Genomic DNA, 19,172 nt, shown 5'->3' on the forward strand with positions numbered 1-19,172 from the left:
TGGACATCGTTTAGTGGTCGCGCTCGATCATATAGTGGGCAAGGTCGGCCAGCGGTGCGCCTTGCTCGCCAAGCGGGGCGAGGGCGGCAATGGCCTCTTCGATAAGCATATTTGCTTTGTGCTGTGCGCCGGAAAGTCCCAGTAAGCTAGGGTAAGTCGGCTTGGCACGTGCAGCATCAGCGCCAGAGATTTTACCCAGTGTGACGGTATCGCCCGTCACATCAAGGACATCGTCATGAATCTGGAAGGCTAGACCAATGGCGCGGGCGTAGCGAATCAGAGCGGCAAGCCGGGGGTCGTTTTCATCCACTGCGACTAAGCCGCCTAAGCGCACTGCGGCCACAATCAGCGCGCCGGTTTTGTGGGCGTGCATATGAGCTAAGGCATTCACGTCCGGATGGCCCCCCACGGCGGCTAAGTCTAGCGCTTGGCCTGCGACCATACCTGCCCGGCCAGAGGCAACGGCCAGCGTGGTGACCATGCTGCTAAGCCGTGGATGGGGCTGGCTGGCAAGTACCTCAAAGGCCAGTGCTTGCAGTGCGTCTCCCGCTAAAATCGCGGTGGCTTCATCGAACGCTTTATGTACGGTGGGTTGGCCGCGACGCAGGTCGTCATCGTCCATGGCAGGCAGATCGTCATGAATCAATGAGTACGCATGAATCAGCTCAATGGCTGCTGCAGGGGCGTCCAACGCGTCGTCCCGCGCCCCTAGCGCGTTACCTGCGAGATATACCAGCAGTGGCCGCAGGCGCTTACCACCTACCAGTAGGCCGTGACGCATAGCGGCTTCCAGGCGTGGCGCGACGGCTGGTTGGGAGTCAAACAAGGCTGAAAGTGTGGCATCCACCCGTGCGTTACTCGCATGGCGCAGCGTCGCCAGTTGAGAAGCATTAGCCGTCGTTACCATGGCGGCGTTTCCTCGCTGTCGTTGCCGTGATTAGTGGCATTGTCCGTTTCTGGCACCGTCGCGAAAGAGGTAACGTCAAGCTTACCATCGCGGTCTTCACTTAATGCGCGAACTTTTAATTCGGCGTTGTCGAGCCGCTGCTGGGCTTCACGCGTGAGTCGCACGCCTTGTTCAAACGCGGTCAGAGCGTTCTCCAATGAGAGTTCGCCGGACTCAAGGCGTTCCACAATGGTTTCAAGCTGTGAAACCGTTGCGGCGAAATCTTGCGCTGGTGGAGTGTTATCGCTCATTGGGTAAGGCCTACTATTTTGCTGGCGCCCTGACGCTGATTACGGGCGGCGAATGTGACGATAGCCGTGTTATCAAAAAATAAACGCCCAGTATACACCGAGCTAAGGGGGTGGCGTCTGCCCTCATCCTGGGTCAATTCTGCTACTTGCGTCTGGTTCATCTTGTAAACGCACACTTTTCATCATCTCAAGACGCCGAGAGCGGCAGTGATTGTGCTACCATATGGGCCTTCCGTGAACCGATACACGGCGCATGCCGCCGACCATAGAGGTTGATTCAGCCATGGCCAAAACGTCCCTGGACAAGAGCAAGATCAAGATCCTGCTGCTCGAGGGCGTCCACCAAAGCGCGGTGGACAATTTTCACAACGCAGGTTACGAGAATATCGAGCACCTGCCGACATCGCTAGATGAAGCGTCGCTGATCGAAAAGATTCGTGATGTGCACTTCATCGGCATTCGCTCGCGTACGCAGCTCAATGAGCGCGTATTTGACGCGGCAGAAAAGCTGGTGGGCGTTGGCTGTTTCTGTATCGGAACGAACCAGGTTGATTTGACGGCAGCCCTTAAACGCGGCATCGCGGTGTTTAACGCGCCGTACTCCAATACCCGTTCGGTCGCAGAGTTAGTGCTGGCGGAAGCCATCATGCTACTACGTGGTATCCCCGAGAAGAATGCTCGCGCCCACCAAGGCGGCTGGCTGAAATCGGCGAAAAACTCCCACGAAGCTCGGGGCAAAACCCTGGGTATCGTTGGTTACGGTAGCATCGGTGCGCAGCTTTCAGTGCTGGCAGAATCGCTTGGTTTCAACGTTATCTATTACGATGTGATCACCAAGCTAGGCATGGGGAACGCGAATCAGGTAGCGAGCCTGGAGCAGCTGTTAGCACGCTCTGACGTGGTCAGCCTACACGTTCCTGACTTGCCTGCTACGCGCTGGATGATTGGCGAGAAAGAGATCGCAGCCATGAAACAGGGTGCCATCCTGATTAACGCAGCTCGTGGTAGCGTTGTTGAGATTGAACCACTGGCAGAAGCGATTAAAGCTGGCAAGCTGAACGGTGCCGCTATTGATGTCTTCCCGGTAGAGCCGAAAGGCAATGATGAAGAGTTCCAAAGCCCGCTACGCGGCCTGGATAACGTGATTTTAACGCCCCATATCGGTGGTTCTACCCTGGAAGCTCAGGAGAATATCGGTATTGAAGTGGCTGAAAAACTGATTACTTATTCGGATAATGGCACCACGGTTACCTCTGTTAACTTCCCAGAAGTAGCGCTGCCTGCTCACCCGGATAAGCATCGTCTGTTGCACATTCATGACAACGTGCCTGGCGTGTTATCGCAAATTAACCGCGTACTATCTGAAAACGGCATCAACATTTCAGGTCAGTACCTGCAAACCAATGACAAAGTGGGCTACGTGGTCATTGATGTCGATAAAGCCTACGGCCCACAGGCCCTGGAAGCATTGAAACAAGTTGAGCACACGCTGAAAATTCGCGTGCTGTACTCGGCGCATAACAGCTAAACACTGCTGTCAGCGTGATCATCTATAACGGCCCCACTTTCGGGGCCGTTATAGGTTTCAGGGCTGAGGTTGCGCTAGGCTAGGTCAAACAACAGCACTTCGGCTGCTTGTCCGCCTGCCACGCTAAACGTCTCACCCGGTTGAAAGGCAGCGGCATCTCCAGAGCTAAGAGTTTCGCCGTTAACGTCGATCGTGCCTTTCACCACATGCAGCCAGGCATAGCGTGACGGTGGGGCCGCCGCCTGCTCGCCAGCGTCGAACAAGCCAGCGTAAAGGTTAACGTCTTGGTTAACGCTCACCGACCCTTCGCGACCATCTTGAGAAGCGACTAAGCGCCACTGGCCTTGGCGTTCAGCGGTTGGAAAGGCTTTCTGCTCATAGCTAGGGGCAATGCCGCGTTTGGCAGGCTCGATCCAAATCTGCAGGAAATGCAGCCCGTTCTCTTTTGAATGATTAAACTCGCTGTGCAATACGCCAGTACCTGCGGACATACGCTGTACATCGCCCGGGCGCATGACTTCACCGTTACCCATATTATCGCGATGCTCCATTTCCCCTTCCAGCACATAGGAGATGATCTCCATATCCTGGTGAGGGTGGGCGCCAAAGCCATTGCCAGGGGTTACCCTGTCTTCATTAATTACCCGCAGCGCTCGGAATCCCATATGGTTAGGGTCCACATAGTTGGCGAACGAAAAGGTGTGGAAAGAGCGCAGCCAGCCGTGGTCGGCATAGCCTCGCTCGTTAGAACGACGGATGTGCATGGTGTTCTCCGAAAGCGTCGTAAGGAATAACACCAATATACGCCCGCTCGCCTGGCGCGTGGGGTGAAGCTTTTTAGATGGTCAGATCGAATAAATCGACGATTGATCAGCGCCCCCTAGCCATCGTTAGGCAGAGCAGCACTTTGCCTGAATTGTTTGCTAAACTATGCGCGTTTATTTATCCGGTCCGCCCTTTGCGAGGGCGACTACCAGGAGTATTCCATGACGGAAACCACCCAAATGCCGCCCATTGTGGTCGCGGCACTGTATAAGTTTGTCACTCTGAACGACTTTGAAGCACTGCGTGAGCCACTGCGCCAGACGATGATCGATAACGGCGTCAAAGGCACGCTGCTGCTGGCCAAAGAAGGTATTAACGGCACCGTGGCGGGTACCCGAGAGGGCATTGATGCCCTGCTGGCCTGGCTGACCGCCGACCCTCGCTTAAGCGATATTGACCATAAAGAGTCCTACTGTGACGAAACGCCGTTTTACCGTACTAAGGTGAAACTGAAAAAAGAGATCGTCACCCTGGGCGTGCCGGATATTGATCCTAACGACACCGTTGGCACCTACGTGGAGCCGGAAGATTGGAATGACGTGATTTCCGACCCGGACGTGCTGGTGATTGATACCCGCAATGATTACGAAGTGGCGATTGGTAGCTTTGAGCGGGCGATTGACCCGAAAACGACCACCTTCCGTGAGTTTCCTGAGTACGTGCGTGAGCACTACAACCCGGAAAAGCACAAAAAAGTCGCGATGTTCTGCACCGGCGGTATTCGCTGTGAAAAGGCCTCCAGCTTTATGCTAAAAGAGGGCTTTGAAGAGGTCTATCATCTTAAAGGCGGTGTGCTGAACTACCTCGAAAAGGTGCCGGAAGAGCAGTCTTTATGGCGTGGTGAGTGTTTCGTGTTTGATAACCGCGTCACCGTGCGTCACGACCTTAGCGAAGGTGATCATGAGCAGTGCCATGCTTGCCGTATGCCTATTTCGCTTGATGATATGCAGTCGTCGGCCTACGAGTCGGGCATCAGTTGCCCTCACTGCATCGACTCACTCCCCGAAAAAACCCGTGCTGCTGCCCGAGAACGTCAACGCCAAATCGAACTGGCTAAGGCCCGCGGTGAACCCCATCCTCTAGGTTATAATCATCGCAAGGGCAACCGCGCAAACGCATAACTCACGAGGCCTCCTGCTCTTCAGGAGGCCTCTTTGGTCGTATCTCGCTAACATTAGCCTTTGTACGCGCTAGACTGAGCAACACTCGACTGTCTAGGAGCTTTCTATGCCTGCCTCTTCAGGTGCGCCACTGGCGTCTTCAGATCTTCTGCAACGCACTGATTATCACGGGGTAACGACCCTTACTTTAAACCAGCCTGAACGCTTTAATGCATTGTCTGAGGATATGTTGACGGCGCTGCAACGTGCGCTTGATGACATTGCCGAGGATGAGCATGTGCGCTGCGTGGTGTTGGCCGCGAACGGCAAGGCATTTTGCGCAGGGCATGACTTAAAGCAGATGCGTGCGAACCCTAACAAAGCCTACTACCAAACACTGTTTGCTCGCTGTGGCGCGGTGATGCAGTGCATCGTTAACTTACCTGTTCCTGTGATTGCTAAAGTTCAGGGCATTGCGACGGCCGCTGGCTGCCAGCTCGTCGCTAGCTGTGATTTGGCCGTGGCGGCTAGCAGTGCCCGTTTTGCCGTTTCAGGAATCAATGTGGGGCTTTTCTGTTCGACACCTGCAGTGGCACTGTCGCGCAATGTGTCGCGAAAGCGGGCGATGGAAATGCTGCTGACCGGAGAGTTCATCAGTGCCTCCCAGGCCGCGGACTGGGGACTTATTAACCGGGTTGCCGAAGAGAGCGAACTCGATAGTGCCGTTGACGAGCTCACTGCGAGTATCTGCGCCAAGAGCGCTGTGGCGGTGCGCACTGGCAAAGCCATGTTCGCACGGCAGCTAGCGATGCCGTTAGAGGAAGCCTATGCTTTTGCTGGCGAAACCATGGCGTGCAACATGTTGGCAGACGATGCAGCTGAGGGTATTGATGCCTTCATTGCCAAGCGTCCACCCCAGTGGCGTCATCGCTAGTAACTCTTGAGATATCATTGGTGGAATTTGTTTCCGTAAACGCGACAGCGGCCCCGCTGGCGCGTTATCCTCCCTCACTTTATGCCTTCAGGAGAGGCGCTTTCAGGAGAAAGTAAGGTGAGTGACGTAAAGCGTAGGTCAGTCGGACGTCCGGCGGGGGCCACCAAGGCGAGCGGTGGGCACAGCCAATCATTAGTACGTGGCCTCACGCTGTTAGAGCATTTGTCGGCAAGCCCATTAGGGCTGGCTTTATCGGAGTTGGCGGAAATGGCTGATCTCGCGCCATCCACCACTCACCGATTGCTACAAGCGCTACAAAGTCAGGGGTTCGTGACGCAAGAGAGTGAGCAGGGACTTTGGCGTATTGATGTTAAAACCTTCCGCATTGGTAATAGCTTTTTAGAAGCACGTGATGTCGTCGCCCAAAGCCGGCCCTTTTTACGCCGTTTAACTGCAGAAACGGGTGAAACCGCGAATCTGGGGATTCGGGATGGTGCAACGGCGGTCTTTCTTGCCCAGCATGAGTCACCGCAGATGATGCGGATGATTACTCGTTTAGGCTCGCGGGCGCCGCTGCATGCTTCTGGGGTGGGCAAAGCCCTACTAGCTTGGATGAGCGAAGACGAGCGTATCGCGCTGCTTAAAGGTTACGACCTTGCCCGTGTGACTGAAAATACCCTGCATCAATCCGATGAGCTGTTGATCGAAATGGCGACTATTCGGGCTCAGGGGTTTGCCTGCGACCGTGAGGAGCATGCGGTGGGTTTACACTGCGTGGCCGCCTGTATTCACGATGAGCATGGCACGCCGCTGGCGGCCATTTCAGTCTCTGGACCCATGGCACGTATTCCTGAAGAGCGTCTATTGGCGCTAGGTGCGTTAGTGCGCACAATTGCCGACGAAATCACTCTACAGCTGGGTGGCCAACTGCCCCGATGAGCAGTGCTTCGCGGACCAGTAGTGACTGACAAAGGCGGCACCCATTATGTTTAGCCTATTCTGGGTGGCGCTAGCGAGTGCTACCTTATTGCCTGGCGGCTCAGAGGTGTGGTTGGCACGGCTGTGGTGTTTAGGCGAGCCCGCGCTTGGGCTGTGGCTCGTCGCAACCGCTGGCAATACGCTGGGCAGTATGATCAATGTGGCGCTGGGACGTTATGCTCGCCAGTTTCAACATCGCCGCTGGTTCCCTGCATCGCCCACCGGGCTAGCGCGCGCAGAGCGTTGGTATAAACGTTTTGGTGAAGTTAGCTTGCTGCTTTCGTGGGCTCCCGTTCTGGGTGATCCCCTTACTGTACTCGCAGGTATCTTTAGACTGCTCTGGTGGCGTGCGTTGCTCTGGATTGTGGTGGCTAAAGGGGCGCGCTATGCGCTGCTGTTGGCGCTAGCCCACCAATGGCTGGCGCCGCTTTGCGGATAAATCTACAGATGATGACAACTTAAGTGGCGTTGACGTAATAAATATTGACGAAGCTAGTGGCGAGCCACACCCTTTTTCTCATGTTACCCTGTTTATCTTTTATACAAATCTTGCATCCTCGTGGAGTGCAATGTGAATAGCGTGCACTATGATGTGCATAAAACGACGTACAAAAAATGAGTTAGTAATGACATTGAGTAAAAGACTCACCCAAAGGGAGGTTTAGGTGTGACGCCATTACGTTTATTCCCCTGGCTAGGCATCTGGTTATTGATGCTATTCGCCTTTCTGACAACGCCAGCACTGGCTCAAACTACGCTAAGTGCGCAGAGCGAAGACGTCGCTAACGCAGAAGAGCAGCCCTCTTATTCGGCTCTTGCCGATCTGCTGGAAGATGAGCAGGCACGCCAAGAGCTGATTGAGCTGTTGCGAAACCAAGCGTCAGCGTTACCCAATGAGCTTACCAGTGACTTATCACCAGAGGCCGCCGCCCAGGGCAGCAACCTTGCCCCTGAGGATGTGTCGCTGCCCAGGCAGCTTGCAGAGCTAACCAGTCGTGTGGTTGGCGATGTGGGTGGACAGATAGAGCAGGCAGTGGCCGTGGTGGGCAACCTGTTTACCGGCCAAGGCGCCAGCTCGTTCGACATGGCCGCGTTTGTTAGTGCGGCAATTAATCTGGGTATCGTGATTGTTGCGACGTTCGCGATATTTTTGCTTTGCCGCCGTTTGGCTAAACCGTTATTCACTAAAATTAGCGGGTGGTCTCAACAGGGCAGCGGTTTAACGCCCGTGCTGCGTTTGGTGTTGTGTGTTGCTATTGCTGCCGTCGTAGATGTGCTGTTGGTTGCTTTTGCTTACGTTGGCGGTAACTTGTTGGCGGCATTTGCGGTGGGGGAAACGGGAGAACTCTCTACTCGTGCCTCGCTATTCCTGAACGCTTTCTTGGTTATTGAGCTGTTGAAAGCCGGTGTGCGTATGCTGTTCTCTTCCCGCTATGAAGGGCTGCGCTTGTTACCTATTTCAGCAAAAGAAGCTTCCTACTGGAATCGCTGGTTAGCGCGTTTAATTGGCATGGTCGGCTATGGCTTGATGGTGGTCGTGCCGCTGGTCAATTTCTATATTGCGGCGACCTTGGGTCAAGCAGTCGGCACCTTTATTATGTTGCTGGCCTTCATCTACGCGGTCGGCGTCGTGCTTAAAAACCGTGTACGCCTGCGTGATAATCTTAACCAGATGGCAGCGCGAGCGACGATGACCGCTAGCCGCGTGTCGCTGCGCTTATTTGCTCGAACCTGGCACTTATTCGCATTGCTCTACTTCCTGATGGTGTTTGTGCTGACGTTGACACGCCCTGGGGATGCATTGCCGTTTGTACTGTTTGCCACATTGAAGACATTGGCAGCCGTGGTCATCGGCCTTTTGATCTCGGCGTTCCTGACGCAAACGATTGGCCGTCGTATTCAGCTATCCGATGATCTGCGTCGTAAGCTACCGATGCTGGAAGTGCGCTTAAATAGCTATGTGCCCAATGCCCTACGTGTGCTGCGTACCGTGTTATTAATAGCGGTCATTATGGTCGTCTTGGATGCTTGGGGAGTGTTTAACTTAGCGGCATGGTATGCCTCCGAACGTGGCGCGAACCTCGTCGGGAAACTTACCAGCGTCGCCATAATCTTGATCATTGCGTTCGGTGTGTGGCTGGGGCTAGCGAGTCTGATCGAACATAAGCTCAACCCGGAAACGGGGCATGGTGAGCCTTCTGCGCGTGCTAAAACGCTGCTGAGTCTGTTCCGTAACGCCTTAGTGATTGCCATGGTGACGATGACCAGCATGATCGTATTGTCGGAAATAGGCATTAATATCGGGCCGCTCATTGCTGGTGCCGGTGTGTTGGGCTTAGCGATTGGTATTGGCGCCCAAAGGTTGGTGCAGGATGTTATTACGGGTATCTTTATTCAGGTAGAGAATGCCATGAATACCGGTGATGTGGTGACGGTAGGCGGCGTTACCGGTACTGCCGAACGATTAAGTATTCGTTCGGTAGGGATACGTGATTTGTCGGGCACCTATCACATTGTGCCGTTTTCCAGTGTTGATACTGTGTCGAACTATATGCGTGAATACGGTAACCACGTCGGTGAATACGGTATTGGCTATAACGAGAGCATTGACGAGGCGATTGAACAGCTGCAGTTGGCGTTCGAAGATCTGAAAGAGAGCGAAGAGCACAGCCATAAGCTGCTGGCTGACCTGACGGTCGCAGGCGTTACCGCGCTGGCCGACAGCTCTGTCAATATTCGTGTGGTGATCAAGACGACGCCGGGCGATCAGTGGGGTGTTGGTCGTGCTTATAACCGTTTAGTGAAGTTGCGCTTTGATGCAGCAGGCATCGAGATTCCATTCCCGCATACCACACTCTATTTCGGTGAAACTAAAGGTGGCAAAACACCTCCCGCTAATGTGCGCGTGTTGGACTCCACTGCTGAACGGAAAAAGGTAGAAACATCGCCAATCCGTCAGGAAAGCGAACAGCCATCCAATCAGTCAGTGCAGGCCTCAAAAGAGTCTGATCATCTAAAACCTGATCATGGTGATGTTGACGGTGTGTAATAGAATGCCGATTATTGACACGGCTAACTAAACAACAACGCCGCCCCAAGGGGCGGCGTTGTTGTTGAAACATCCGCTTTAATTCATATTCGTCAGAACGTTAGAACGCCGTACTCCGGCCGATCGTCTTCGCCGCCCAAGCGAATATTGCCGTAACGGCTGAGTGCTATCCACAGCAGGAAAACCAGCCAGAAACTAACCCCAAAGATAAAGAACCAGCCAAGATTGGTAACCACCCAGCTACGGCCAGCGGCAAAAATGCTTCCGATCATCTCGGGGGCAATAATGAGTGCGACCAGAAACAGCACCATCAAGCCAGCCGAAGTAAAAAAAATGGTGGGGTCTGTGCGCAGCCCCAGTCGCGCGAGTTTTTCCATGAGAAATTCCTTTTTATTGTTGGAATAGTCGCCTAGATGAGTTGTATGCCAGCTGAAATAAGACGACTTTCACGAGTCTACAGACAACTCTTCTGCCCATGGAAGGCGGGAAATGTGACCTTTGATTAAATCGTGCAGGGCTTAACGTACCGTCAACGAAAAGCTGCCGAATGACTTAATAAGCATCGGCAGCGTATGGCGTAAGAGGGCGTTAAAGACAGATTTTAAAGACAGGTTTTAAAGATAAGTTTGAAAGATAGATTTGAAAGATAGGTTGGAATGCTTTCAGCCTGGATAGTTTTCGGAATGTTGCCCTTCAAGATTGATCGACTCCCCCCCATCGACAAAGAGAATTTGCCCAGCAACAAAGTCATTGTCTAATAAATAGTGCAATGCTTGTACAAGGTGGGAGGGATCACCCTGGTGTTTAACGGGTATACCTTCAATTCGCCATTGAATATAGTCGCTGGTGCGTTGAGAAGCGGGCAGTACCACGCCGGGAGCAATACCATTAATACGCAGGCGTGGTGCAAACTCTAGCGCTGCCATACGCGTCATATCAGCAAGGCTCTTTTTCGATAATAGATACGCGGCATACGGGTACTGGTGATAGGCCACTTTATTATCAATAATATTAATGACCTGGCCTCTATCTACGGCGTCTGCAAAGTAACGTGTGAGCAGCAACGGTGTGAACATATTGACTCTAAACTGCGTTTCCAGCATGGCCATGTCGGTGCCTGAAATGGGAGCAGGTTCATATGCAGAGGCGCTATTAAGAAGCACGTTTAAGTTTGGGAAGTGTTGTTTGGCGGTTGTCACAAGCTCTTCAAGAGAGTCGCTTAGGAAGTTGCATGGCAGTATTTCGCAGCGCTGTCCTTTGGCGCGAATCGTCTTGGCAACGTCTTCGGCTTCACCACGTGAGCTATTCACATGTAAGGCAATATCATAGCCCTTAGCCGCTAGGGCTTCGGCGAAATAGCGTCCCAAACGTGTTGCGCCGCCAGTGATCAGTGCAGCTGATGAACTCATGCAAGTTCCCCAAGTGGATTAACGTTAGCGTTGTGTATGACTTTCTGCGTGAGCGTAGCGTTTGTCAATATCTTGTACATAGCTTGAACAAAATAGCAGGCAAGCTAATCTTACGTATCATCAATATGACCTGACAACCGCCTTCGAATTTTGACGCTAAGCGCCGGGTTTCTAAATTAGGGTCTACAAGATTAGGATGCAGCTATGCCACTCTCGTCGTTAAGCACTACGCCAGATACGGCCCTCCATGAATGCTTAATCTCTCTCGGTACCAATATTGAGCCGGAACATCACTTTCACGAAGCTCTGACTATTTTGCGCAGCGAGTGTGAGCTGATAGCCAGCTCAGAAGCGATTCGCACAACGCCGGTTGGCTATCAACACCAGCCGGACTTCCTGAATGCCGCGTTACTCGTGCGTACCTCCCTTGATCACGACGCTTTCCGTGCTTACTTAAAAGAGGTGGAAAACCGTCTGGGACGTGTGCGAGGTCCCATTAAATCAGGGCCTAGAACCATGGACTTGGATATTGTGGCGTGGGACGGAGACGTCATCGATGAGGGGTACTACCTGCATAGTTACGTGCGTCGCCCGGTAGATGAAGTACTTGCTGCCAGCCGCCGCACACTTAAACAACGAACATGTTCATGATTTTTGCGGCGCGGCCGATAATAGCAATGTAGCCTCCTACACTTGGGCAGGCTGACCTTCCTCGGAGACGAGTGTTGCTAAGCCTAAACACAAATCTGATGTCCCTTATCGTGCAGAATAATCTGCGCAGCAGTCAGCAGGCGATGCAGACCGCTATGGAGCGTCTTTCTTCTGGGCTACGCATCAATAGTGCCAAGGATGATCCGGCAGGGCAGGCGATTGCCAATCGCATGGGGGCTCAACTACGTGGCATGGAGCAAGCCATTCGCAATACCAATGATGGCATTTCCATGGCGCAAACAGCGGAAGGTTCGCTCGACCAAATTAACGATAACTTGCAACGTATTCGTGAGTTGAGTGTTCAAGCGGCTAATGGCACTAACTCTTCCGATGATCTTGGTTCAATTCAAAATGAGATCGATCAACGCCTAGAAGAGATTGATCGCCTTGCCGAGCAGAGTAATTTCAACGGCATCAAGTTGTTTGATAGTAGCAAAGCGGTAAATATTCAGGTGGGTGCTAACGATGGCGATAGCATTGCGGTGCGCTTTGCAGCCATGAATAGGCAGGCATTGGGGCTGGACAGCTTTAGTGTTTTAGATGATGGCAGCGCCACGGATAACCCGCTAAAGGCGATGGATGATGCTATTCAACAGGTGGATCGCCAGCGGAGCTATTTAGGCGCGGTGCAAAATCGCTTCGAAAGTGTGATCGATGGACTCAATACCAACATCATTAATACGTCTGCTGCTCAGTCGCGCATCCAAGATGCTGATTATGCCCGTGAAGTTTCCAATCTAATTCGCGCGCAAATTCTACAGCAGGCCGGTATCGCTATCTTGGCTCAAGCCAACCAGCAGCCGCAGATGATTCTGCGCCTACTGGAAGGTCTATAACATAAGGGCTACATAAGGACTATTAACCGTTACTCGATAATGCCTTGCTCGCGCGCCATGGCGTAGGCTGCCTGTGGGCCATTCCACAGCGATGGCAGTAAAATCAGTGAAACGGGAATCGCGGTAATCACGATAAATTGCTGTAAGGCGCCAATTTGTCCTGCTCCCATATACAGCAGCACTGCCGCCATTAGCGCCATGTCAATCCCCCAGAAAGCACGCACGTATGGGCTTGGGTCATCATGGCCAGCACCTACTACAGCAATGGCATAACTCATCGAATCACCTGTGGTGGCCACAAAAATTGTCGTCAATAATAATATTGCCAGTGCCATCCAGGTGCCGCCGGGGAGCGCTTGGGCCACGGTAAGCGTCGCTACATCAAACTGGAAATTATTTAGTGCCTCTGCCAGATCAATGACGCCCGTGAGCTGATAATAAATGCCTGAGCCACCCAGCAGAGTGAACCATACGGTAGTCGCAATCGGGGCGAGTACCGCCACGGCAAGAATCATTTCGCGAATACTACGCCCGCGTGAAATACGCGCTACGAATATCGCCATCAGGGGTGCATAGCCAATAAACCAGGCAAAGAAAAAGACTGTCCACCACTGCATCCACCATGCGGGAGCGGTGTCGGCGGTCATGGTTGCCATGGTGAAAAAATTACTAATGTAAGCGCCCATGCTCGATACATAAGTGTTGACCAAAAACAGCGTAGGGCCAAACACGATAATCACCGCGCCAATGGCAAGTGCCAGCAGTACGTTAAAGCGGCTAAGCAGTTGAATGCCTCTATGAACACCACTCATCGAAGAGAGCACGTAAATGCAGCCTAGTACCGCAAGGATAATAAGTTGCCCAAGGTAGCCTTCGGGAAGGCCGAACAGCTCATGCAAGCCAAAACTAACCTGAGTGGCTAGAAATCCAATGGGGCCGACAGTACCTGCTACCAACGCAATCACGCAGCAAGCGTCTACCACGCCACCTAGCGGGCCACGCATAAGCCGCTCGCCAAAAACCGGGTAAAGCAGTGTGCGTGGCTGCAGTGGCTGGCCTTTCACATAGTGGGCGTGGGCAAGCACCACCGCGGTTAGCGAGCCAAGTACCGCCCAGGCCAAAAAGCCCCAGTGCATGAACGATTGGGCAAGGGCGCTTGAGACGGCTTCGGCGGTGCCGGCTTCGGTGTCAAAGGCAGGTGGTGTTACCACAAAATGATAGACCGGTTCTCCGGCGGCGAAGAAGACACCACCCCCTGCTAGCAATGTGCACAGAATAATGGATAGCCACTTGAATGTACTCATTTCTGGTGCATCGAGATTGCCAATCTTGGCTTTTGCCGCTGGCGTAACTGCCAGACCAATGGCAATAAAAAAAGTCAGTAACAGTAACAATTGAAAGTAGCTGCCTAGCACCAGGGCTGTCCAAGCAAAACCGGCGCTGATTGAGTTGGCGACAAGATCAATGTCATAAAAGGAGAGGCCAAGAAACGCCAAGATGAAACCGATGCTAAGCACCAGTACGATGGGGTCGCCGAGGGAAAACCGCGAAGTACCCTCGCTTGTGTTGGCAGGGTGGTTCATTAAGAACACCTATGTTTAATGAGGGGGATGGGTAAGCAGAGCACTGAGCTTAACAAAACCGTGCGTGAGTAGGCGTAACGCCTAAAAGCATTCGATTTTCGAAACAAAAAAAAGCGCCATTCAATGAATGGCGCGAGGACAGGAAACTGTGGGTAGTATATCTTGTCCATAGACCAAAGTCTAATGCTGAGAGGGAGATTGCATAAAAATGGCGCGAAAAATAAGCGAGATGCACCATTATGAATAGGTTAATGGCAGTCATAACTGGTTAGGCTGTTATTTAAATATTTGATAATAAATGAAAAATAATGCGGAGCATTGTTTGGGGAGGAAGCCGTCGCGCGTTACCAGTGATAGAGCAGTGATGCGCTGGTGGTACTGTCAGTGCGTTCGCTGGTATCTTCAGGCGGCTGCGAGTTGTGTTTGATTTCATGGGAAAGACGTAGCGAAAGTCGTGAATTTAGCCGAGCCGTGAGTGCCGTTAATGAACGCGCTGTGGTGTTCTTGCGGGTATATTCCACCGACATTTCCTGGGCGATATCAGCATAGTCTGAGAATCCAAATTGATAGTCGAGTGCTGTATAAGCAACTGCCAATTGCTCATTATCGGCGTCGCGTAATCGGTCATTACGATACCCTGGGCCTGCTTCTAACGATAGTGAGTGTTGCTCACCGGATAGCAATTGACGGCCATAGCCACCAATGGCAGAAAGCTGCTGGTCGTAGCCAGCAAAGCGGTCTTTTTCCCAGCGGGCAAAGCCAAACAAATAGTGGGGCCCGCTAAAGTCAAAACGCTCTCTGCCTGCCACTAAATATTGCTCAGCACTGGTTTCTCCATTTTTGCTCACATTGCGGACTTCACCGCGCAGCGAGTGGGTGAAGTCTCCCGTCAGCCATGTCAGGCGTGTTTTTCCAATCAATGTTTGGCTATTGGTATTGCCGGAAAGGTGGGTAAAACCAAGTTCGGCATCGCCGCTGAACATCGGCGTATCATCTTGTGGCGGTGGTGGGGCGTAAAATGGATAAGCAGCGGCGGAAGTTGCCCATAGCGACAAGCTAGCTAATAAGACATTTCTTAAGAAACTCAACACGTAACTCCTCCTGAGTAGCGGTCTTTGTGAGCGGCTGCGATGTTGCAGGATGAGAGTTCGTCATGCACGCTTTAAAAGCGCTGAGTATATCGATAAAAACAAAATCAGTGGCTGCTAAATAAGCAAATAGTCGAAAAAGCGCAACGGCTAACGCCGCTTGGCGCTGCATGCCATAATGACGCTGTCGCGCCTAGTGAGTTCCTTTATGACCGCCCCACGCCCACGTACGTTGGCCGAATTACAGCGCTGGCGCCGTACTCGTGCCAAACGCCGCTGGTACAAGCGAAGTTTTCGCCTGCAAGTCATGCTGCTGGTCGGCTTTCTGCTGGCGGGTATGTTGCTAGCGCAGGGCACCTATCTGAACCACCGTAAAGCAGAAATTATCACTCACCAAATGGGCGAGCGGGCATTGGCAGTGGCCAAGACCGTCGCGGGCATGCCGCAAATTGTTAATGCTTTCTCGACACCCGATCCTGCGCTGATTATCCAGCCGCTTGCTGAACGCGTTCGTCATGAGACCGGTGCCCGTTATGTTGTGGTAGGTAATGCCCAGTCGATTCGTTACTCGCACCCAGTGCCTGAGCGTATCGGCCAGCCAATGGTGGGCGGGGATAACGATCAGGCGCTGATTTATGGTCAGTCATACGTATCGGAAGCTACCGGAACGTTAGGCACCGCCATGCGCGGCAAAACGCCCATCTGGGATGAAGAGGGCAACATCATCGGGGTGGTTTCGGTGGGCTTCATGCTAGAACGAGTAGATATGGATGTGGCCCGTTATACCAGCTTGGGGTGGGCGCTGGTGGCGCTGATGATTTTGCTAGGATTTGCCGGGGCCTATTGGCTGTCGCAGCATCTTAAAAAAGTCATCCTTGGTTTAGAGCCTTATGAGATAGCCCGCTTGGCCATGGAAAAAGAGGCCATCCTGCAATCTATCCACGAAGGTATCCTGGCGGTTAACCGCGATGGTCAGATCACGTTAGTGAATCAGCAGGCACGCCGTTTTCTAGGGCTATCGGATGAACAGGTTTTGCTGGGGCAGCCAATCCGTGAGGTGGTGCCCAACTCGCGCTTAAGCGAGGTGTTAAAGCACGGCGAGCAGGAGTTTGACCAGGAAATGTGGCTGGGTGACCATCCTGTGGTGGCCAACCGCGTGCCTATTTTGCACGAAGGTGAGATCGAAGGTGCCGTGGCGACATTTCGCAGTCGCCGCGAAATTATTGATCTTTCCCAGGCACTTACCCAGGCAAGTCGTGATGTGGATATGCTGCGTGCCCAGGCCCACGAGTTTTCCAACAAGCTTTACACCATTTCTGGTCTCCTGCAGCTTAACCGCGTTGATGAGGCGCTAGCGCTGATTCATCACGAAACCGAACGTGCCCAGGCGCAAATGAGCTTTTTAATGCGTCACGTAGCTGACGCAGTACTCAGCGGCATCTTGTTGGGTAAATTGACGCGAGCACGAGAGCTAGGCGTCGCGCTGGAAATTGATGAACAGAGCTCGCTCTCTTGCCCACTGACGGTCACTGGGCAAGAGGTCATGATGAGCGTTGTGGGCAACTTATTAGATAACGCCTGTCATGCGGCGCTTAATGGTCCCAACAGTGACACCCCGAAAGTTCGCCTGTTCTTTACGGATCTGGGCGAGCAGCTGTTGATTGAAGTAGAGGATAACGGCTCAGGTGTGCCCGGCGAGCATGCGGAATCGATCTTTCAAGATGGGTTTTCTACCAAAACCGGTAAACATCGTGGCATTGGTTTAGCACTGGTCGCGCGGTTGTGCCGTCAGCATGGCGGCGAGGTGACATTAGAAGAGAGCGAGTTAGGCGGCGCGTGCTTTATTGCCGTGCTGGATCGCGCGCTTTGCGACCCAATAGCCACAACGCCTTAAATCATAATAACGACGCCAGGAAGAGGAAACACTATGTCTGCGACGCAGTACGGTATTTTGGTCGTCGAAGACGATTTTCGCATTGCCGATATCCACAAAGCTTTTATTGAGCAGAGCGACGGCTTTTATGTGGTGGGGTTGGCACGTAACGGCAACGAAGCAAAAGCCTTGATGGCTCAGCATGCTGATGCTGTTCAACTCATCTTATTAGATGCTTACTTGCCTGATGTGGAGGGCCTGGAGCTGCTATGGGCCATTCGCCGCGACTATGTGCATGTGGATATCGTCATGGTGACAGCCGCCCGCGAAGTAGAAACCATCAGCGAAGCGTTGCGTGGTGGCGTCTTTGATTATCTGATTAAACCAATTGAAGCGACACGTATGACGCAAATGTTGACACGTTTTCGCCGCGAGCGAGAGGCATTGGCGAATCGGGCTGAAATGAGTCAAGACGAGCTGGATCAGGTGCTTGCTCGCTTACAACCAGGTGAACCTGCGCGGCTAGCTACGCGCACGTTACCTAAAGGCATCGACCGCTTGACCCTGCGCTGTGTGGTGGATTCGCTGGCTGCCGAGCATGATTCCCAAACGGCGATGCAGGTAGCGCAGGCAATGGGCGCAAGTCGTTCAACAGCGCGGCGTTATCTGGAGTTTTTAGTAGCCGAACAAGCGGTTAATGCAGAAATTGGCTATGGCGATGTTGGCCGCCCTGAGCGCCGTTATCGGCTGCTGGAATCCTCTTCCACATGGCTGGAATCACTGTAAACGAGCCGTTCTAACCAGCCGTGAACAAAATGAACAAAACGCACAAAAAGCACTTTTTGCCATTAATGGTCATAAGCTTGTCGCGAGGAGTAGCGGTCTTCTAATGTGAAGGGTGTAACCACACAAAGATACGTAGATAACAACCATCTATAACACAGCTAATACAACAACATAGCTAATGTGGAGAACGCCCATGACCATGCTTCCCCTAAAGCGCTTTGCCGTGCTTGCTTTACCGATGGCAGCCCTTGCCATGACAACGTCTGCCAGCGCCCAAGAGTGGACACCGAGCCGTTCGATTGAGTTTGTTGCACCCGCCAACCCCGGTGGCGGTTGGGACACACTAGTGCGCACCATGTCCCGCGTTATTCAGCAAGAAGAGCTGGCCGACGAAAGCTTTGCAGCCATTAACGTGCCTGGCGGTGGCGGTGCAGTTGCCTGGGCTCAGGTAGCCCGTGATAACGGCAATCCGCATAAACTTTTCGCCACCAGCCCGCCGATGATTTTGGTACCTCTGGCAGGCGCATCGCGTTACGACCACACCGATTTTACCCCGATTGCGCGCATCAATACCGACTACTCGATTATTTTGGTAGCGGCAGACTCCGAGTATCAAAACCTGGATGATCTTTTTACAGCGCTTAAAGAGAACCCTAGCTTAAGCGTGGGCGGTGGTAGTGCGCCGGGCTCGATGGATCATATCTCGGTTGCTGGTCTTGCTTCCGCGGCGGGGATGGAAGCCTCCTCGGTCAACTACATTCCCTTCTCAGGTGGTGGCGACGCCATGACTAACCTGATGGGTGGCCATATCGAGGCAGTCATTGGCGGTGCCGGTGAAGCGGTAGGTCAGTTGGGTGAAGGTAGCCAGCTGCGCGCGCTGGGCGTTTCTTCCGAAGAGCGCCTGGGCGGTGGACTGGCCGATGTACCCACTTACCAAGAGCAGGGTTACGACTACACCTTCGATATTTGGCGTGGCGTAATGGGCGCGCCGGAAATGCCTGAAGAGGCGGTTGAATACTACGAGGCGCTCTTCGCCGAGATGCTCGAAACTGATGCATGGCGCGAAGCAAGCGACCAGCTGGGTTGGATTGATGCCTACCAGGATAGCGACGCCTTCGCTACCTTCCTGGATGAGCAGCAAGAGCAGTTCAGCAGCGTGTTGACCGACCTGGGGCTGATGCGCCAGTAAGCGCTCGTCCCAAAGGCTCCCCCGGTGGCAGCGTGCCACCGGGATCTTCTGTCTGATACCGCAAGGGTCTTGCTGTTCAGCAATGA

General features: G+C 53.1%; 18 protein-coding genes. 11 read left to right on the plus strand and 7 right to left on the minus strand.

Translation table 11 applies throughout. From position 1 onward, the window contains the following. Nucleotides 1-10 precede the first annotated feature (10 nt). The gene (gene ispA / locus JFC11_RS04310; protein WP_038479405.1) at nucleotides 11-907 is read right to left on the minus strand and encodes a (2E,6E)-farnesyl diphosphate synthase; all 897 of its coding nucleotides are present in this window, start codon (nucleotides 905-907) and stop codon (nucleotides 11-13) included. Next, nucleotides 901-1,197, minus strand: a complete 297-nt coding sequence (locus JFC11_RS04315) for an exodeoxyribonuclease VII small subunit (protein WP_038479402.1) — start codon at nucleotides 1,195-1,197, stop codon at nucleotides 901-903. Before JFC11_RS04315 ends, ispA begins: the two co-directional genes overlap by 7 nt. Before the next feature lie 283 nt (nucleotides 1,198-1,480). On the opposite strand from JFC11_RS04315, the gene serA reads away from it, so the two are divergent. After that, nucleotides 1,481-2,725, plus strand: a complete 1,245-nt coding sequence (gene serA / locus JFC11_RS04320) for a phosphoglycerate dehydrogenase (RefSeq protein ID WP_009723168.1) — start codon at nucleotides 1,481-1,483, stop codon at nucleotides 2,723-2,725. Between the two features lie 74 nt (nucleotides 2,726-2,799). Here serA and JFC11_RS04325 read toward each other — a convergent pair whose 3' ends face one another. Then, a complete protein-coding gene (locus JFC11_RS04325; protein WP_095603456.1) occupies nucleotides 2,800-3,489 on the minus strand; it encodes a pirin family protein in 690 nt (229 codons plus the stop codon). A 222-nt stretch (nucleotides 3,490-3,711) separates the two neighbouring features. Here JFC11_RS04325 and trhO point away from each other — a divergent pair, with 222 nt between their 5' ends. From trhO to ybiO, 5 genes are all read left to right on the plus strand, one after another. After that, nucleotides 3,712-4,671: an oxygen-dependent tRNA uridine(34) hydroxylase TrhO gene (gene trhO, locus JFC11_RS04330; RefSeq protein WP_198348787.1), complete on the plus strand. Its 960-nt coding sequence runs from the start codon at nucleotides 3,712-3,714 to the stop codon at nucleotides 4,669-4,671. Nucleotides 4,672-4,777: 106 nt separating this feature from the next. Continuing rightward, nucleotides 4,778-5,584, plus strand: a complete 807-nt coding sequence (locus JFC11_RS04335) for an enoyl-CoA hydratase (protein ID WP_198348788.1) — start codon at nucleotides 4,778-4,780, stop codon at nucleotides 5,582-5,584. 117 nt (nucleotides 5,585-5,701) lie between these two features. After that, the gene (locus JFC11_RS04340) at nucleotides 5,702-6,523 is read left to right on the plus strand and encodes an IclR family transcriptional regulator (protein WP_038479391.1); all 822 of its coding nucleotides are present in this window, start codon (nucleotides 5,702-5,704) and stop codon (nucleotides 6,521-6,523) included. A gap of 46 nt (nucleotides 6,524-6,569) precedes the next feature. Then, nucleotides 6,570-7,001: a YqaA family protein gene (locus tag JFC11_RS04345; RefSeq protein WP_198348789.1), complete on the plus strand. Its 432-nt coding sequence runs from the start codon at nucleotides 6,570-6,572 to the stop codon at nucleotides 6,999-7,001. A gap of 228 nt (nucleotides 7,002-7,229) precedes the next feature. Further along, nucleotides 7,230-9,611 (plus strand): mechanosensitive channel protein, encoded by a 2,382-nt coding sequence (ybiO, locus tag JFC11_RS04350; RefSeq protein WP_198348790.1) that lies wholly within the window; start codon nucleotides 7,230-7,232, stop codon nucleotides 9,609-9,611. Nucleotides 9,612-9,703: 92 nt separating this feature from the next. Here ybiO and JFC11_RS04355 read toward each other — a convergent pair whose 3' ends face one another. Together JFC11_RS04355 and JFC11_RS04360 are read right to left on the minus strand one after the other, a co-directional pair. Next, nucleotides 9,704-9,988 (minus strand): BCCT family transporter, encoded by a 285-nt coding sequence (locus JFC11_RS04355; protein WP_232482768.1) that lies wholly within the window; start codon nucleotides 9,986-9,988, stop codon nucleotides 9,704-9,706. A gap of 285 nt (nucleotides 9,989-10,273) precedes the next feature. Further along, nucleotides 10,274-11,020, minus strand: coding sequence for an SDR family oxidoreductase (locus JFC11_RS04360; RefSeq protein ID WP_038479381.1), 747 nt, complete (start codon nucleotides 11,018-11,020; stop codon nucleotides 10,274-10,276). A 204-nt stretch (nucleotides 11,021-11,224) separates the two neighbouring features. Here JFC11_RS04360 and folK point away from each other — a divergent pair, with 204 nt between their 5' ends. Both folK and JFC11_RS04370 read left to right on the plus strand, forming a co-directional pair. Further along, a complete protein-coding gene (gene folK, locus JFC11_RS04365; RefSeq protein WP_198348791.1) occupies nucleotides 11,225-11,671 on the plus strand; it encodes a 2-amino-4-hydroxy-6-hydroxymethyldihydropteridine diphosphokinase in 447 nt (148 codons plus the stop codon). Nucleotides 11,672-11,745: 74 nt separating this feature from the next. Further along, nucleotides 11,746-12,567, plus strand: coding sequence for a flagellin N-terminal helical domain-containing protein (locus tag JFC11_RS04370; protein WP_120387312.1), 822 nt, complete (start codon nucleotides 11,746-11,748; stop codon nucleotides 12,565-12,567). 29 nt (nucleotides 12,568-12,596) lie between these two features. Here JFC11_RS04370 and JFC11_RS04375 read toward each other — a convergent pair whose 3' ends face one another. Further along, complete coding sequence (locus JFC11_RS04375; RefSeq protein ID WP_198348793.1) at nucleotides 12,597-14,150, minus strand: BCCT family transporter; 1,554 nt, start codon at nucleotides 14,148-14,150, stop codon at nucleotides 12,597-12,599. 344 nt (nucleotides 14,151-14,494) lie between these two features. After that, on the minus strand, nucleotides 14,495-15,238 hold the full coding sequence (locus JFC11_RS04380; RefSeq protein WP_198348902.1) for a DUF481 domain-containing protein: 744 nt from the start codon (nucleotides 15,236-15,238) through the stop codon (nucleotides 14,495-14,497). Between the two features lie 208 nt (nucleotides 15,239-15,446). Between JFC11_RS04380 and JFC11_RS04385 the strand changes: the two genes are divergently transcribed. The 3 genes from JFC11_RS04385 to JFC11_RS04395 all read left to right on the plus strand — a co-directional run bounded on the left by JFC11_RS04385 (nucleotide 15,447) and on the right by JFC11_RS04395 (nucleotide 19,086). Continuing rightward, the gene (locus JFC11_RS04385; protein ID WP_198348794.1) at nucleotides 15,447-17,132 is read left to right on the plus strand and encodes an ATP-binding protein; all 1,686 of its coding nucleotides are present in this window, start codon (nucleotides 15,447-15,449) and stop codon (nucleotides 17,130-17,132) included. A gap of 33 nt (nucleotides 17,133-17,165) precedes the next feature. Next, a complete protein-coding gene (locus JFC11_RS04390) occupies nucleotides 17,166-17,897 on the plus strand; it encodes a response regulator (protein ID WP_038479369.1) in 732 nt (243 codons plus the stop codon). A 193-nt stretch (nucleotides 17,898-18,090) separates the two neighbouring features. Next, on the plus strand, nucleotides 18,091-19,086 hold the full coding sequence (locus tag JFC11_RS04395) for a Bug family tripartite tricarboxylate transporter substrate binding protein (RefSeq protein ID WP_198348795.1): 996 nt from the start codon (nucleotides 18,091-18,093) through the stop codon (nucleotides 19,084-19,086). Nucleotides 19,087-19,172: the final 86 nt, after the last annotated feature.

Source organism: Vreelandella alkaliphila, from assembly GCF_016107625.1.
Lineage (GTDB): Bacteria > Pseudomonadota > Gammaproteobacteria > Pseudomonadales > Halomonadaceae > Vreelandella > Vreelandella alkaliphila.

Coding starts and splice junctions, on each gene's coding strand:
- ispA (WP_038479405.1), bottom strand. CDS start 907: ATGGTAACGACGGCTAATGCTTCTCAACTGGCGACGCTGCGCCATGCG.
- JFC11_RS04315 (WP_038479402.1), bottom strand. CDS start 1,197: ATGAGCGATAACACTCCACCAGCGCAAGATTTCGCCGCAACGGTTTCA.
- serA (WP_009723168.1), top strand. CDS start 1,481: ATGGCCAAAACGTCCCTGGACAAGAGCAAGATCAAGATCCTGCTGCTC.
- JFC11_RS04325 (WP_095603456.1), bottom strand. CDS start 3,489: ATGCACATCCGTCGTTCTAACGAGCGAGGCTATGCCGACCACGGCTGG.
- trhO (WP_198348787.1), top strand. CDS start 3,712: ATGACGGAAACCACCCAAATGCCGCCCATTGTGGTCGCGGCACTGTAT.
- JFC11_RS04335 (WP_198348788.1), top strand. CDS start 4,778: ATGCCTGCCTCTTCAGGTGCGCCACTGGCGTCTTCAGATCTTCTGCAA.
- JFC11_RS04345 (WP_198348789.1), top strand. CDS start 6,570: ATGTTTAGCCTATTCTGGGTGGCGCTAGCGAGTGCTACCTTATTGCCT.
- JFC11_RS04355 (WP_232482768.1), bottom strand. CDS start 9,988: ATGGAAAAACTCGCGCGACTGGGGCTGCGCACAGACCCCACCATTTTT.
- JFC11_RS04360 (WP_038479381.1), bottom strand. CDS start 11,020: ATGAGTTCATCAGCTGCACTGATCACTGGCGGCGCAACACGTTTGGGA.
- folK (WP_198348791.1), top strand. CDS start 11,225: ATGCCACTCTCGTCGTTAAGCACTACGCCAGATACGGCCCTCCATGAA.
- JFC11_RS04375 (WP_198348793.1), bottom strand. CDS start 14,150: ATGAACCACCCTGCCAACACAAGCGAGGGTACTTCGCGGTTTTCCCTC.
- JFC11_RS04385 (WP_198348794.1), top strand. CDS start 15,447: ATGACCGCCCCACGCCCACGTACGTTGGCCGAATTACAGCGCTGGCGC.
- JFC11_RS04390 (WP_038479369.1), top strand. CDS start 17,166: ATGTCTGCGACGCAGTACGGTATTTTGGTCGTCGAAGACGATTTTCGC.
- JFC11_RS04395 (WP_198348795.1), top strand. CDS start 18,091: ATGACCATGCTTCCCCTAAAGCGCTTTGCCGTGCTTGCTTTACCGATG.